This window comes from Halomonas sp. N3-2A, assembly GCF_002216165.1.
Classification (GTDB): domain Bacteria; phylum Pseudomonadota; class Gammaproteobacteria; order Pseudomonadales; family Halomonadaceae; genus Vreelandella.
The window spans coordinates 3,675,496-3,690,902 of record NZ_CP022286.1; the positions used below are offsets into that span (position 1 = coordinate 3,675,496).

General features: G+C 53.9%; 15 protein-coding genes. 11 read left to right on the forward strand and 4 right to left on the reverse strand.

The annotated features are described in order from the left end of the window. Window positions 1-20: 20 nt before the first annotated feature. The 9 genes from CEK60_RS17185 (at window position 21) to CEK60_RS17225 (ending at window position 8,961) form a co-directional block, all read left to right on the forward strand. Window positions 21-1,085 (forward strand): NAD(P)/FAD-dependent oxidoreductase, encoded by a 1,065-nt coding sequence (locus CEK60_RS17185; protein ID WP_089040027.1) that lies wholly within the window; start codon window positions 21-23, stop codon window positions 1,083-1,085. Between the two features lie 221 nt (window positions 1,086-1,306). Beyond that, window positions 1,307-2,227 (forward strand): MerR family transcriptional regulator, encoded by a 921-nt coding sequence (locus CEK60_RS17190; RefSeq protein ID WP_198361381.1) that lies wholly within the window; start codon window positions 1,307-1,309, stop codon window positions 2,225-2,227. Between the two features lie 43 nt (window positions 2,228-2,270). After that, on the forward strand, window positions 2,271-3,683 hold the full coding sequence (gene phrB / locus CEK60_RS17195) for a deoxyribodipyrimidine photo-lyase (protein WP_089040029.1): 1,413 nt from the start codon (window positions 2,271-2,273) through the stop codon (window positions 3,681-3,683). 105 nt (window positions 3,684-3,788) lie between these two features. Then, a complete protein-coding gene (locus CEK60_RS17200) occupies window positions 3,789-4,220 on the forward strand; it encodes a nuclear transport factor 2 family protein (RefSeq protein WP_089040030.1) in 432 nt (143 codons plus the stop codon). 58 nt (window positions 4,221-4,278) lie between these two features. Then, the gene (locus CEK60_RS17205; protein ID WP_089040031.1) at window positions 4,279-5,064 is read left to right on the forward strand and encodes an SDR family NAD(P)-dependent oxidoreductase; all 786 of its coding nucleotides are present in this window, start codon (window positions 4,279-4,281) and stop codon (window positions 5,062-5,064) included. Beyond that, a complete protein-coding gene (locus tag CEK60_RS17210; RefSeq protein ID WP_089040032.1) occupies window positions 5,061-6,416 on the forward strand; it encodes an NAD(P)/FAD-dependent oxidoreductase in 1,356 nt (451 codons plus the stop codon). The genes CEK60_RS17205 and CEK60_RS17210 overlap by 4 nt, the downstream gene beginning before the upstream one ends. After that, window positions 6,413-7,177: a DUF1365 domain-containing protein gene (locus CEK60_RS17215; protein WP_089040033.1), complete on the forward strand. Its 765-nt coding sequence runs from the start codon at window positions 6,413-6,415 to the stop codon at window positions 7,175-7,177. The genes CEK60_RS17210 and CEK60_RS17215 overlap by 4 nt, the downstream gene beginning before the upstream one ends. Then, entirely contained in the window at window positions 7,174-8,442 is a 1,269-nt protein-coding gene (locus tag CEK60_RS17220; protein WP_089040034.1) for an SAM-dependent methyltransferase, read from the forward strand. The genes CEK60_RS17215 and CEK60_RS17220 overlap by 4 nt, the downstream gene beginning before the upstream one ends. Further along, window positions 8,443-8,961: a DUF2878 family protein gene (locus tag CEK60_RS17225; RefSeq protein ID WP_089040035.1), complete on the forward strand. Its 519-nt coding sequence runs from the start codon at window positions 8,443-8,445 to the stop codon at window positions 8,959-8,961. It begins immediately after the preceding gene. A gap of 28 nt (window positions 8,962-8,989) precedes the next feature. On the opposite strand, the gene CEK60_RS17230 is transcribed toward CEK60_RS17225, so the two are convergent. Then, entirely contained in the window at window positions 8,990-10,831 is a 1,842-nt protein-coding gene (locus tag CEK60_RS17230) for a putative bifunctional diguanylate cyclase/phosphodiesterase (RefSeq protein WP_089040036.1), read from the reverse strand. A gap of 276 nt (window positions 10,832-11,107) precedes the next feature. Between CEK60_RS17230 and fabA the strand changes: the two genes are divergently transcribed. After that, on the forward strand, window positions 11,108-11,623 hold the full coding sequence (gene fabA / locus CEK60_RS17235; protein ID WP_038480285.1) for a 3-hydroxyacyl-[acyl-carrier-protein] dehydratase FabA: 516 nt from the start codon (window positions 11,108-11,110) through the stop codon (window positions 11,621-11,623). A 12-nt stretch (window positions 11,624-11,635) separates the two neighbouring features. Next, window positions 11,636-12,853 (forward strand): beta-ketoacyl-ACP synthase I, encoded by a 1,218-nt coding sequence (gene fabB / locus CEK60_RS17240; RefSeq protein WP_089040037.1) that lies wholly within the window; start codon window positions 11,636-11,638, stop codon window positions 12,851-12,853. 86 nt (window positions 12,854-12,939) lie between these two features. On the opposite strand, the gene CEK60_RS17245 is transcribed toward fabB, so the two are convergent. Genes CEK60_RS17245 through CEK60_RS17255 form a run of 3 tightly spaced genes read right to left on the reverse strand, consistent with a single transcriptional unit; the run spans window position 12,940 to window position 15,279 of the window. Continuing rightward, entirely contained in the window at window positions 12,940-13,674 is a 735-nt protein-coding gene (locus CEK60_RS17245; RefSeq protein WP_089040038.1) for a lysophospholipid acyltransferase family protein, read from the reverse strand. Beyond that, window positions 13,671-14,561: a sugar nucleotide-binding protein gene (locus CEK60_RS17250; RefSeq protein WP_089040039.1), complete on the reverse strand. Its 891-nt coding sequence runs from the start codon at window positions 14,559-14,561 to the stop codon at window positions 13,671-13,673. The genes CEK60_RS17245 and CEK60_RS17250 overlap by 4 nt, the downstream gene beginning before the upstream one ends. Window positions 14,562-14,619: 58 nt before the next feature. Next, window positions 14,620-15,279: a single-stranded DNA-binding protein gene (locus CEK60_RS17255; RefSeq protein ID WP_089040040.1), complete on the reverse strand. Its 660-nt coding sequence runs from the start codon at window positions 15,277-15,279 to the stop codon at window positions 14,620-14,622. Window positions 15,280-15,407: the final 128 nt, after the last annotated feature.

Genomic DNA, 15,407 nt, shown 5'->3' on the forward strand with positions numbered 1-15,407 from the left:
ATTAGCCGTTGCGAGTCCCTATGCTTGAATCATTGCCTGAGTCTTTAACACTTTCCGACGTTCACTCAGTGGCAATTATCGGTGCAGGTATGTCTGGCCTTGCCTGTGGGCAGCAACTTGCCACTCAGGGCGTTAAGGTGGCGTTGTTTGATAAAGCGCGTGGCCCTGGCGGCCGTATGTCAAGTAAACGACGTCCCTCCGCGACACTGGACCTAGGTGCTCAAGCATTCACCGTGCGCAATCAACGATTCGCCAACAAAGTAGCCGAGTGGCAAGCCGCTGGTTGTGTCGCCAGTTGGCCCACAGCTTGTTATCAGGCTAGTGCATCCGGCTGGCAAACACACAATGACGATAAGCTACGTTATACCGGCGCGCCCCGTATGAGTGCCGTCACCCGTCATCTAGCCGATACACTTAACGCATTACCTAATGCCTCCATGACGCTTGAAACCCACATTACAAGGTTTGATAAGACGGCTGCGGGCTGGCAGCTCCACGATAGCCGTGGCTCAATACACGGGCCTTTTGACGTGGTGGTTATCAGCGCCCCGCCGCCCCAGGCCAAGGCATTATTAGCAGGGTGGGAACCGACACTGGCGGCGGCCTGTGAGGCCAAGCCTCAGCGTGGATGCTGGGCAGGCTGGGTTATTTTCGAGGAGCCATTACCCCCCATGGCGAAGGTAGTATCAGCGTGGCACACCGTTCACACACAGCATCCAGTGCTTCGTCTAGCGTCACGCAATCACACCAAGCCTGGCCGTGAACATCAGCCGGAAAGTATTAGCTTGCTTGCTCAGTTGGATTGGAGCGATGCACATATTGAGAGTGACAGTGAAAGTGTCGCCCAACAATTACTCGCAGCATTTGTATCGCTGCTGCCCGATGATGTAGAGCTACCGAGTGTCATTGAACTCGGCGCGCACCGCTGGCGCTATGCTCAGCCAGCACAGGCAGGTCATCAGACATACTTATACAGTACAAGTGGCTTAGCACTCTGTGGCGATAGCTTTAAAGGTAGTCGTGTCGAGGATGCTTGGTTATCAGGTGATGAGCTGGGCCAGGCCCTAATAGTCCGGTCGGTCTGAAATTAGAAACTAAACTTAACTTTTCCACACCTGCAGGAAAGGTTGTACCCAGAAGCCACAAGTTGTACAAAGGTGGCTATAATAGCGTTTAGCTATCTATACGATTAATAACGACCCGATTATGTGGCCAAACCGCCGATCAGGCGCTGAAGCATCGCCACGACAATTATTGACAGATCCCTGCACGCTTATTTGCAGGCAACCAAGAGGCAATGGCGCCCATGAGCATCAAGGCGACCCACCCACCCGATACCCCGCTTTATCCGATTAGGGAAGTTTCCCGCTTGACGGGTGTGAACTCGGTCACTCTTCGTGCCTGGGAGCGTCGCTACGGTTTAATTCGCCCACAACGCACCCCCAAGGGCCATCGTCTATACGCGCAAGACGATATCACTCGCATTGAACGCATTTTACAATGGCTAAACCGCGGCGTTCCGGTTAGCCAAGTGGTTGATTTACTTGATCAACCTGAAACGGTAGAAACACCATCGCCGAATACTGGCGACTGGGCCAGCCAACGACAGTTGTTGCAGTCCACCATAGAAGCGGTTGACCTTCCCAAGCTGGAAGCGCTGTACCACCAGAGTCTGGCGCTCTATCCCTTAAGCGTCGCGATTAATGAGCTCTGGCAGCCCGTTATTCTTACCCTTGAAGCCAAATGGGCCAGCCAGCCCGATGACCTTGTGCGCCGCACCTTTGAAGCCTTTCTGCGTAGCCAGGTAGGCATTCGCCTGCACTATGCCAATCAGGCAACGCGCGGCCCGTTAATCCTGCTAAGTGCGATGCCTGATGACCCCGGCCCGCTATGGGTTTTAATGTGTGCGCTCATGGCCAGCGAACAGGGCTACCGCGTACAACTGTTTGACCGCTCATTAGCGCTGGAGGACCTTCCTCAAGCCGTATCCCGATTGCACTCATCGATGGTACTGCTTTCCAGTGGCCAGCGAGAAAGCGACGACTACATTGGTCGCGCACTTCCCCAGGCCGCAGAAGCGTTAAATGTTCCTATTGGGGTGTGTGGGGAAGTGGCGCGATTAAGAGAAAATGAGCTGCGTGACGGTCCGGTGCAGATGTTAGGCGACGACCTGCCGCAAGCCATTTCACGACTTCGCCCCTTGTTGCGCGAATCGGGAATTCTCTGAGGTATCGGATGCTAGTTAACGTTACCGATGATAAGGATATCGCATGAATCTGCAGCTCGTTTGGCTGCGTAGCGACTTACGCATTCACGATAACTCCGCGCTTGCCGCTGCGGCTGCCAACGGCCCCGTGGTGGCCGTTTTCTTACGCAGCGTGGCTCAATGGCAAACACATGGCCACGGGGCGACTAAGCTCGACTTCTGGGCACGCAGTGTTGCGGCGCTCAAAGCGTCGCTTAACGGGCTTAATATTCCACTTTTGCATCGTGATATTGATCACTATGACGAAGCGGCTCAGGTGTTGCTTGATATCGCCCACGAGCACCAGATTACTCAACTCCACTTTAACTATGAGTATGCGCTGAACGAGCAACATCGCGATCAATCGGTGCTTGATGCTTTTAAACAAGCAGGGATCACCGCTCAGGGTCACCATGACGCCGTCGCCTTCGCCCCTGGCAGTTTATTGACCGGAAAAGGCGATTATTACGGCGTATTTACACCGTTTTCGAAAGCTTGGCACAAGCAGGTGACTGCACAGCAGCTTGCCTTACGTGATACCCCAGGCGTGCAATCTCCGCTAGAGATCAATAGCGACCCACTGCCCGCGCTTCCATCGCTGGATAATGACCCCGTTGATAAACGCCTCTGGCCTGCTGGAGAAGAGGCGGCTAGTGACAATCTCGAACGTTTTTTACGCTTTCGTGGACGGCACTATAAGCAGCAGCGAGACTTTCCAAACGTTCGCGGCACCAGCGAACTTTCGCCCTATCTAGCGCTGGGTATGATCTCCTATCGCCAATGCCTTCAAGCCGTGATGAGCGAAAATGGTGGCCACTTGGCCGATGGAGATGCGGGGCTAACCAGCTGGGTAAATGAGCTTATTTGGCGTGAATTTTATCAGCACGTTGCGGTAGGCTTTCCCCAGGTTTGCCGTCACCAACCTTTTCAAGAGCACACCAAGCAGCTCCGCTGGCGTGACGACGATAAAGGCTTTCAAGCGTGGTGTGAGGGCCGTACCGGCTATCCGATTGTCGATGCGGCCATGCGCCAGCTAGTGACTACGGGCTGGATGCACAACCGCCTGCGCATGATCACCGCGATGTTTCTAAGTAAGCACTTGCTGATTGACTGGCGGCGCGGTGAGGCATTTTTCATGCGCCATTTAATCGACGGTGAGTTTTGCGCCAATAACGGCGGTTGGCAGTGGGCGGCATCAACGGGGACGGATGCAGCGCCCTATTTTCGTATTTTTAACCCCACTACCCAGTCAACGCGCTTTGATCCAGAGGGTGAATTTATTACCCATTGGCTGCCCGAGTTAAAACCACTGCCTAAAAAAGCTCGCCATGCGCCGCCCCAGGACATGCTGAACCCAACGGATTACCCAGCCCCCATCGTTGACCATAAAGCAGCGCGCCAGCGTGCCCTGGATGCCTTTAAAGCGCTCTCGAAATAACTCCTCTCTTTTGCATCGCCTGCGCTGCGGTGATGCAAATCGATCGACTGCTTTCTCCTCGCTTCATCGTTTGCTGATTTTTCTTAACCACCACAGGACTGCGTGATGCCTAACGACCAAGCTTTGGCGAATTTCTGCGCCTTTTTTAATAAACTAGACAATACCTGTACAGAAAAACTATACGAGGTATATACTGAGGAAGTTATCTTCAATGATCCGCTACATCACATTGAAGGGCGATCGGCGCTAGAGCGCTATTTCGCCACCATGTACGAAAACGTTGAACGCTGCCAATTTACTTATCACACGCAACAACAGGTGGCTAATCAAGCATTTGTAACCTGGACAATGGAGTTCATTCACCCCCGATTAGCCCAGGGAAAACCGATCCGTGTCGCGGGATGCAGTGCCCTAACATTTGCAGAGGATGGTCGGGTTTCAAAGCACCGCGACTATTTCGATGCAGGCGCCATGCTGTATGAACACTTACCAATCATGGGACGTGTCATACGTTGGTTAAAACGGCGCATTAGCTGATATATGCCGTTTATTTGCATACAGGTTGCATGCTAACAGGCCATTACAGGAGAGCATGATGAGCACATGGAAAACGCCCCAACGCATTTGGCTCACAGGAGCTACGTCAGGCATTGGTGAAGCGCTTGCCACAAAGTTCATCGCCCAAGGTCACCATGTTGTGCTGAGTGCTCGAAACCAAGAGGCGCTCGATGATTTATGTGCCGGTCATCCCAATGCTTATTCGCTCCCCGTTGATATCAGCGACCACCAAGCAGTGCTTGCAGCGGGTGAACAGATCAGCACATGGCTGGGCGCACTGGATATTGCCTTATTCAATGCAGGCACCTGCGAATATCTAGACGCGCAGCATTTTGATATGGCGCTGATTGAGCGGGTTTTCACCCCAAACCTGTTTGGCACCCTGTATGGCGTGGAAGCAGCCCTGCCGTTATTAAGAGCTGCCCGCAAAGAGGGTAAACCTGCTCGCCTAGCCGCCACCTCTAGTGCATCTGCCTATTTACCGCTGCCCAGAGCCGAAGCCTACGGCGCCTCAAAAGCGGCTATCAGTTACTTTTTAGAGTCATTACGTCTCGACCTCGATCAAGAGGGCATTGATGTCAGCGTCATTCACCCTGGTTTTGTTAAAACCCCGTTGACCGATCGCAATGATTTTCCAATGCCCATGCAAGTCACCGCGGAACAAGCGGCCGATGCAATCATTGCCGGTCTTGTCAAAGGAAGGCTGGATATTCACTTTCCGCGTCGCTTCACCTATCTGGTGAAATGTTTAGGAATTTTACCGCCTGCGCTGCGTCGTCATATCGGCCTACGTATGACAAGGCGCCAAGAGGTACAGCAATGAGCAACATGGCTTCACAGCGTATCGCCATTATCGGCAGCGGCATTAGCGGCATGGCAGCGGGTTGGTACTTATCCTCCCAGCATGAAGTCACTCTGTTTGAAGCAGACGGGCGTCTTGGCGGGCACACGGCCACGATGGACGTGGAGGTCGGGGGGAAGTCCTACGCTATCGACACAGGCTTTATTGTTTTCAATGATTGGACCTACCCCCATTTCCAACGCTTACTAGAAACACTCGAAGTGCCTAGCCAAGCCACCGAAATGAGTTTTTCGGTGCATGAAACTGATGTTGATTTTGAATATAACGGCCATACGCTAGGCTCGCTGTTTGCCCAGCGGCGCAACTTACTTAGCCCCACTTTTTATCGCCTGTTACGCGACATCTTGCGCTTTAACAAACAAGCAACGGCTGACTTAGAGGCCAAGCGCCTTCCTAGCAACACAACGCTAGGCGAATACCTTGACCAACATGGCTACGGTGACGCTTTTCAGCGACGTTATCTGCTGCCCATGGGGGCCGCTATTTGGTCTGCGAGTATTGGCGATCTACGCGCCTTTCCGCTGACGTTCTTCGTGCGTTTTTTCCGCAATCACGGCTTGCTGTCGGTTAACCACCGCCCTCAATGGCATACCTTAGTTGGCGGCTCGAAACGCTATATTCCCAGCATGACAGCGCCATACGCAGCGCGCATTCACCTGAATACGCCTGTCACGCGCATTGAGCGAAACGCCACCGGCGTAATGATCACCACGGCACAAGGCACACAACGCTTTGATCATGTGGTGCTGGCTTGCCACGCCGATCAGGCACTAGCGATGCTCGGCGACCCGACACCCGCTGAACAAGACATTCTTGCCGCCATGCCTTATCAAGATAACGAGGTCGTGCTGCATACCGACACATCGCTGCTGCCCCGGCGGCAGCGCGCCTGGGCTAGCTGGAACTACCGTTTAGATGGTCGAGGAGCAGACGAGCGGGTGTCTGTTACCTACAACATGAATATTCTGCAGCGATTGAAAGAGGCCGAGACTACTTTTTGCGTCACGCTTAACGATTCCAATAGCATTGACCCTGCGAAAGTGCTCGGACGTTATACCTATGCCCACCCACAGTTCACACTGGCAGGACAGGCAGCGCAAATGCGCCATGACGAGATATCCTCGGTTGCTCGGCGCACTCACTTCTGCGGTGCTTACTGGCGCAATGGCTTTCACGAAGATGGGGTATGGAGCGCGCTGCGGGTTGCCCAAGCACTAGGTTGTGATGAAGCCGCTGCGCCGCCAACAACGCCCACAGCACTCCCGGCTCATGACCTGATGCCCACTAACAGCGTTGGGGAGGGGCTCGGATGATTACCGTGCCTCGCTCGCGTATTTACCGCGGCACCTTGCGCCATCGTCGCTTCACTCCTAAGGAGCACGCTTTCAGTTACCGCGTTTGGATGGCGTGGCTCGACTTGGATGAGTTGCCGAGCCTATTTGACAATGTGCCTTGCTTTAGCGCCCGAAGGCCGGCACTAGCACGCTTTCGTCGCGAAGATTATCTCGGCCCTACTGATAAGCCATTGCGTACAGCGGTACGCGAAGAGCTAATTCATCAGCTGGGTAGTGCCCCCAATGGCAAGATTTACGTACTGACCCAGTTGCGCACCTTTGGCACGGTCTTCAATCCTGTTTCGATGTACTACGCCTATGACCATCTTGGCAGGCTGGCGGCTGTCGTTGGTGAAGTCACTAATATGCCCTGGAAAGAGCGTACCTGCTATGCCTGTCGGATCGATCCAACTCGTCATAGCCATCATGCAAGCTTTGATAAAGACATGCATGTGTCGCCGTTTAACCCCATGGAAATGACCTACCGCTGGAAGCTCAACGCACCCGGCGATCAGCTCTATCTACACATGGAAAACTGGCAAAGCAGGCAGCGCCATTTCGACGCCACGCTTACCTTAGAGGCTGCGCCAGCGACACGCGGCGTTCTACTAGCAACGCTTGCACGCCAGCCTTGGATGAGCCTGAAAACCGTGGCGGGAATTCATTTTGAAGCGTTTCGCCTCTGGCTGAAGCGCATCCCCGTTTATAACCATCCTAAGCGCAAGGAAACTTCAAAATGACGACCCTGCGTTCTACGCCCCCTGACATACAACCGGTTAACCAGGATCGTTTGACTCGCTGGTTGAAGCCTCGCCTGATGGCTCAATTAGATGCCTTCCAGGGTGGCCGTATCACCTTAATTGAAGGCAATCAGTGTCACCACCTGGGTCAAGAAGGGCCGCTTCAAGTGACCGTTGTGATTCGTCACTCCCGCGCCTGGAAAAGGCTCGCGTTTGGCGGCACAGTGGGCGCAGCTGAATCCTATATGGATGGCGACTGGGATGCTGATGACTTAGTGGCCTTGGTGCGTTTGTTTGCGGCCAATCTGGATCACGTAAACGGTAAAATGGAAAACGGAAGCGCCCGTTTCACCCGCTGGCTGCTTGGCGCTGCCTATCGCTTCCAACGTAATAGCCTTTCCGGTTCAAAGCGTAATATCTCGGCACACTACGATATTGGCAATGACCTATTTGCCACGTTTCTTGATCAACGCCACTGGATGTACTCGAGCGCTGTATTCCCTTATCCAGAAGCCAGCCTGGAAGAAGCGTCTACCTACAAACTCGACATCATGCTCGAAAAGCTAGATGTACGCCCAGAACACCACTTGCTAGAAATTGGTACTGGCTGGGGTGGTCTTGCAATACACGCCGCCAAAACCCGTGGCTGCCATGTCACTACCACCACCATTTCTGAAGAGCAGTACGCCCATACCGCCCGGCGCATTCAAGAAGAGGGGCTTGACGATAAAATCACCCTGCTAAAGCAGGATTATCGTGAGCTGACAGGTCGCTACGATCGACTGATCTCTGTTGAGATGATTGAAGCCGTCGGCCACCAGTATTTGAACACCTACCTTGAAAAGGTCGACAGCCTGCTGAGCGACGATGGCCAGGCTATGCTGCAAGCCATCACTATCCGAGACCAACGGTTTGAAGAAGCCAAGCGGGATATGGACTTTATTAAGCGCTATATTTTCCCCGGTGGTTTTTTGCCGTCTCATCACGCCATGCTAACCAGCGTGATGCGCAAAACCTCACTGAACGTGGTAGCGCTTGATGAAATTGGCCAGCACTATGCCCGCACTCTACGCGAGTGGCGCCATCGCTTTGAAACCAGCCTAGAGCAGATAAGGCAGCAAGGCTACGACGAACGGTTTATTCGTATGTGGCGTTACTATTTGTGCTACTGCGAGGGGGGCTTTATTGAGCGCTCTATTGGTACGTGCCACTTATTGCTAGCCAAACCAGCCGCCAAACCCGCACCGTTAACGGGCGCGCTATAAATGGCTAGCCCACGCTGGCACGGCTTGCTGTTCAATGCACTACGCTTCGAAGCGGGCTGGTTGCTGTGCGTTTTGGGGGGATCATGGGTAGCTGCCATTATAGGGAGTGCGCTGCTAGGCTGGCATTTCTGGCGCTGCGCCAAACCCGGCGAATGGCGTTTTATTGGTGTGTTTGCGCTATTGGGGTTAGCGTTGGACGGAGGCCTTCATTTGGCAGGAGGTTTCGACTTCGGTGAACACACCTTGGTGGCTGGTTTACTGCCACTGTGGCTTTGGATGCTGTGGCCGCTGTTTGCAACGCTGGTATTTCACTCGCTTGCTTGGGTGTGGCAGTACCCAATGATTGCGGCGGTTTGCGGTGCGGTCAGCGGGCCACTGTCCTATGTTGGCGGCGCAGCGCTCACTGGCGTTAGCTTAGCCCCCTGGTTACTGCCAGCACAGGCCATTATTTGGGCAGTGCTATGTGTGTGTATCAGTCGTTACGCTAACCACAAGGTCGCTGCTTCTGGCGTTCATTAACACTTGCTTCTAGCATGGCGTTTAGCATTCACGAGGGCACTGATTCAGCCAGTATGCGCGGCGCCCAACGCTGTTCAAGCTCCGCTGCAGGTAAGGGCCTCGCAAAATAGAATCCTTGCACTAACGTACAGCCGGCGTTAACCAGAAACTGACACTGCTCCTGAGTTTCTACGCCTTCGGCGACCACTTCCAGTCCCATCCCCTCTGCCATCGCCAACACGGCCGTTACAATAGCGGCATCCGCTTGGTCATGAGGCAGTTCACGAATAAACGCACGATCTAGCTTAATTTTATCTACCGGCAGTCGTTTCAAATAACCAAGCGATGAATAGCCAGTACCAAAATCATCGATGGCAATCGCATAGCCCTGGTTACGCAGCGCCTGCAGGCGAGGCCCCATATCCCCGGCACGCTCGTCCAGCAAAACAGACTCTGTCAATTCCAAGCCAATTTGCGACGTTTTTAGCTGGTAGCGTTCTAAACAACTAGACAGCTGAGTTTCCAGGTCTCCCTGAAAAAGCTGCAGCGCAGAAATATTGACCCATACCGTCACTTTTGGCATACCGCTGTATTGCCAATGCGCCTGCTGGGCACAGGCTTTTTCGATCACCCAACTACCGAGTTCGGCCATCAGTCCATGACGTTCAGCAAGCGGTATAAAGTCGCCTGGCGAGATCATGCCATCCTCAGGGTGACGCCAGCGCAGCAGCGCTTCCATGCCCACTAAATCGCCAGTTCCTGGGTGATGCTGCGTTTGGTAATGCAGCTCCAACTGGTCACCGGATATCAACGCGGCCCGCAAATCGCTGACCAGAGCAAGCTGGGGGTTATCTTTTTTATCCAGCGCGGGGCGAAACCGCTGGCTGAGATTACGCCCTAAGCGCTTGGCACTATATAAGGCAGACTCTAGCCGCTGAAACAGCACGCCGGAATCATTGCCATCTTCAGGGGCGCGACAGCTACCTATCGTTAACCCCAGACGTAGCGATTGATCTTTTATTTCGAATGGTCGGCTCATGTGCTCACGCAGGGTCGCTACCCACTGATCATGGTCGTCGAAGGTGGTCGTGCGAATCACCATAAATTCATCACCACCCAACCTACCCACTACGCTGCCAGCCATATAGCCTGTTAACCGTTGGGCAAAGCGCGCTAACAAGCGGTCGCCCTGCTCGACCCCTAAGCTGTCATTCACCGACTTGAGCCCGTCAATATCAATCAACGCCATATCCAAGCTTTCACCCGCACGCAGATGGCGCAGCCGAGAGGACATCAGATCGTGTAAGCGGCGTCGGTTTGGCAACCCCGTTAGCGGGTCTTCATAACCAATTCGGCGCAAATCACGCTCGCGGGCTTTTTGGGAGGAAATATCGGTAAAGAGACTGATAAAGTGAGTAATCTTGCCGCGTTTGTCAGTAACCGCACGGACCTTTAGCCACTCGGGGTACTCATCACCGTGCTTGCGGCGATTCCACATCTCGCCCTCCCAACGGCCAGTCGCCTTTAACGTGCTCCAAAACGTCCGATAAAACGCTTTATCGTGGCGCTGAGCCGCTAACGTCTCTAGCTTACGGCCAATCATTTCCTGACTTTCGAAGCCGGTAATTTGAGTAAAGGCCGGATTGACCGTCAAGACGCGATTATGCACATCGCTGATGACAATGGCGTCACTCGCCAACCCTATGGCATCTTGCGAAAGGCGTAGCCGTAAATATTGTTGGCGTATTTGGTTCCAAGCATCCCACATACCAAATGCAACCAAGCTGGCCGCCACCATACGTAACGCCGAGTCAGGCACCCATACACAAGCGGGCAGCGCTATTAACGCCATCCATACCAGCGGACGATTAAGAGAAACAGGCAGCCACATGGCGGTTTAGTGTGTCCTATAAATGAGCCAAACAGGGCATGGGTTACAGATCTGGCATCATGCCGCTTAACAAAAAAACATGGATACACCATATTACGTCAATAGGGCGTTTATTGTGCAGAATCGCGTATTTGAAATAACGAAATACTCACAACCTCTATCGGCAGGCAGGTAAAAAGCTGTAGAGAAAACACGATAAGTGCCCAACAACGTGCATTCAGAGGTTTCGGGAAGTAGACTAGACCCAACTACCATCTTGATACTCGGAACGATTCAGTGACCAAGCAACATTCCTTTGATCGCGAAGAACTGCTGGCCTGCTCGCGCGGCGAGCTATTCGGCCCAGGCAACGCACAGCTTCCGGCTCCCAATATGCTGATGCTTGACCGCATCATGCACATTCACGAAGAAGGTGGTGTGCATGGTAAAGGCGAGCTAATCGCCGAACTGGACATCACCCCGGACCTGTGGTTTTTTGATTGCCACTTCCCCGGCGACCCAGTCATGCCAGGCTGTTTGGGGCTAGATGCCATGTGGCAGCTTGTGGGTTTCTACCTGGGTTGGCTTGGCCACCCAGGCCGTGGACGTGCACTGGGCTGTGGCGACGTAAAATTCAGCGGCCAAATTCTACCCGACGCGAAAAAAGTGACATATCACATTAATGTGAAGCGCATTATTACCCGTCGGCTTATTCTAGGCATCGCCGACGGCACTGTATCCGTCGACGGACGCGATATATACCAGGCTAATGATTTGCGCGTTGGCCTATTCACCTCCACTGCGAATTTCTGACAGGAGGCTCCCATGCGACGAGTGGTAGTCACCGGCCTTGGCATCGTATCGTGCTTAGGCAACGACCAGCAACAGGTCTTAGACGCGCTCAAAAACGGGCGCAGCGGTATTCGTTTTAAGGAAGAGTACGCCGAACGCGGCTTCCGTAGCCATGTAGCGGGTAGCGTCGACATCGACCTTGATTCCCTCATTGACCGCAAACTTCGCCGATTTATGGGCGACGCGGCAGCGTATGCCTATGTGTCTATGGCACAAGCCATTGAAGATTCGGGGCTCTCTGAAGAGCAGGTGTCCAACGAACGGACTGGGCTTATAGCCGGGTCTGGCGGGGCATCCAGCGCGAATCAGGTAGAAGCCGCCGATGTCATGCGCGAAAAAGGCCTACGTCGTGTGGGGCCATACCGTGTTACCCGCACTATGGGCAGCACCGTGTCGGCATGCTTGGCAACGCCATTTAAGATTAAAGGCGTTAATTTCTCTATCTCATCCGCCTGCGCGACGTCTGCTCACTGCATTGGTAGTGCGATGGAACAAATCCAGCTTGGTAAGCAGGATATCGTGTTTGCCGGTGGTGGCGAAGAAGAGCACTGGACCCTTTCTTGCTTATTTGATGCGATGGGTGCCCTTTCAACTCATTACAACGATACGCCTGAGAAAGCCTCTCGCCCTTATGATCAAGCGCGCGATGGGTTTGTCATTGCTGGTGGCGGTGGCATGTTAGTGCTTGAAGAGCTGGAGCATGCTAAAGCCCGCGGCGCCAAGATATACGGCGAATTGGTGGGCTACGGCGCCACCTCCGACGGCCACGATATGGTTGCCCCTTCCGGGGAAGGTGCGACGCGTTGCATGCGTCAGGCCATGGCGACGGTTGAGGGTGATATTGATTATATTAACACCCACGGCACGTCTACGCCGGTCGGCGATGTGGCTGAACTGAAGGCGATCCGTGAGGTGTTTGGCAATACCACACCTGCTATGAGCTCAACCAAGTCGCTTACCGGCCACTCGTTAGGCGCAACCGGCGTTCAAGAAGCGATTTATTCGCTGCTAATGATGCAAAATGACTTCGTCGCTGCCTCAGCTAATATCGAGCATCTTGATGAGCAGGCGGATGGGTTCGACATCGTTAGAGAGCGACGTGATGGCGTTACCATCGACCGTGTGCTTTCCAACAGCTTTGGGTTTGGCGGCACTAACGCTTGCTTGGTTTTCCAGCGCTTTAATGGCTAATTCCTAGCCATGCAGTGCATGTGCAATACGCTATAAAAACGGCGCCTTAAGGCGCCGTTTTTATGTTCATCGAAAGGTTGCTTAACTTAACGAGAAGCTGGCCGTGGCACCTCTGAAATCTCTTGCAACTGCCCTTCAATCCAGGCTTCAACATCCACCAGTACCTCATCGGGGGTACGGCCTGCAGTTTCAATAGGCGCACCAATACGGACCCGAAGCACGCCGGGGCGCTTTACCCAATGGCGACCAGGCCAGCGCTCACCAGCATTATGCGCCACTGGCAGCACCGGCACGCCTGCTCGGCAGGCCACCACGCTACCACTCTTGTTGTAGCGCTTTCGGACTCCTGGGTCGACACGCGTTCCCTCTGGAAAAATAAGCACTGAAAGCCCCGTTCCCAGTCGCGCGACACCCTGCGTCAACACCTGTTTCATAGCGCGGGCAGGCTTCGAGCGGTCCAGACTAATCGGCCGTAACAGACGTAACCCCCAACCAAAAATAGGCAGTCGCAATAACTCCTGCTTTAATACCGTGCAAACGGGTGGCTTCATCACCTGCAGAAACACCGTTTCCCACTCACATTGGTGGTTAGCCTGGATCACACAGGGGCCCGCCGGAATATTTTCTCGCCCCTGAATGTCGTATCGCACGCCACACGCAACTTTGAACCACGCCATCAAAAAATGGTTATAGAGGTTTAGCAAACGATAACGGGCAGCCAACGGCAAAAACGGTGCAATTGGCAAAAAAAGAATGCCAATCAACAGCATGGCAGAAAAATATCCCACATAAAAAACCAAGCTGCGAACCAGATTGATCAAGCCAACTCTCCTGTCCCTTCGCCCTGCTGTTGTTCCCGCAGCAAACACCACGCATCCAGCATTCGCCCTACCTCCAGCCGCCATGGCTTTTGGTGGACACCAAAAACATCGAGTACACGGCGGCAATTAAGGACTCGCCGCAGCTTGGCATCATGGTGATGATTAAGTGCTTGCACTTCGCCAAGGGCGACACTTTCGCCGCGACCTTCCAGATGGGTTGCCAGTTGGGTGCGAACCATTGAGGTAAACGTAAACGCACTGACAGGCTCGGTGCCCGCTAAGTGGTAAGCCCCCCAAGCCTCGGCCCCACAGGCTTGCTGCTGCAGCATGCCTATCAACGCCATGGCGACAGCATCGGCAGACGTAGGGCAAAAAATGACATCTTCAGCGGCGCGAGCAGACTGCCCAATCATCAAGCTGTCGATTATTTCGTTTAGCCACGCATGGCTGCCTTCCAGCGCAAACAAGGGGCCTAAGCGAACAATGAGATGCCGGTGATACTCAGCACGAATACGATCGCCCGCTTGCACTAAGCGGCGCAGGCTGTCATCCCGGGGGGCAGGCACCACATGTTCATCGATGGGGATCTCAAAACCGTCTTCGTAAAGTTGGTCTGAAACACACCACACCAACGCAATGCCTTGTGCTTGGCATGCATCGACGCAGGCATCAACGGCATCGGCGTGCGCCATTACATCGGCAGGTGCCATACTGAGCGGGTGCGCTAATGGGGGGATAATCACCGCATCAGGTGTTATCGCCTGGAGTTGAGCGGAGGTAATCGTAGTACCCTGCTCAATAACAAGCTCAGTATCCGTTCTACGACTGGCTTCTCGGGCTAATGCCAAACTTAAGCAGTGCCCCGCATCTAGTATCAGCAGCTTCACAGCAGAACCTCCCTCTCACCTAACCCCAGTAATGTGGCGAACTATTCAGTTCAGGCGATCAGAACGGAATTTCGTCGTCAAAATCATCGAAGTTGCCTGGGTCGGGGGCCCCATAATTGCTGTTTTGATTAGCCGGGGCTGGCTGGTTGTGCTGTGGTCCACGAGCAGGCTGGGGCGCGCCGCCATAGTTACCTTGAGGAGCACCGCCCTGGGGAGGGTAACCACCCTGCTGAGGCATACCGCCACCCTGATGACCCTGAGGGGCCGCATGCTGAGGAGCTGGGTGCTGCGGCGCGGGTTGCTGCTGGGCCGGCGCACCTTGCGCAGGGTTATTCTGTGCGTAACCCCCTTGAGGGGCTCCGCCACCCTGGAAATCGCCGCCACGGCTATCTAGCATCTGCATATCGTTGGCCACAATTTCCGTGCTGTAGCGATCTTGACCGTTTTGGTCTTGCCACTTACGGGTTTGTAGGCGACCTTCAATGTATACCTTAGAGCCCTTTTTCAGGTACTGCTGGGCAATCTCAGCGGTTTTATTGAACAACACAATACGGTGCCACTCGGTACGCTCTTGGCGCTGTCCGCTTTGGCGGTCCATCCAGGTGTCAGACGTCGCCAAATTCAGGTTTGCTACCGCCGTTCCTGAGGGCGTAAAGCGTACTTCAGGGTCTTGGCCCAGATTACCAATCAAGATGACTTTGTTAATACCGCGCGCCATAGGTCGCTCCTTTCAATAATCGGTCATATATCAATACCAGTGCCCTCAAGGGTATCACTGATACGGCTGACAGGCCTGAATGCCATGCAGCAAATGTGTGTAAAAGCTTCGCTATGTGTTTAAACCTG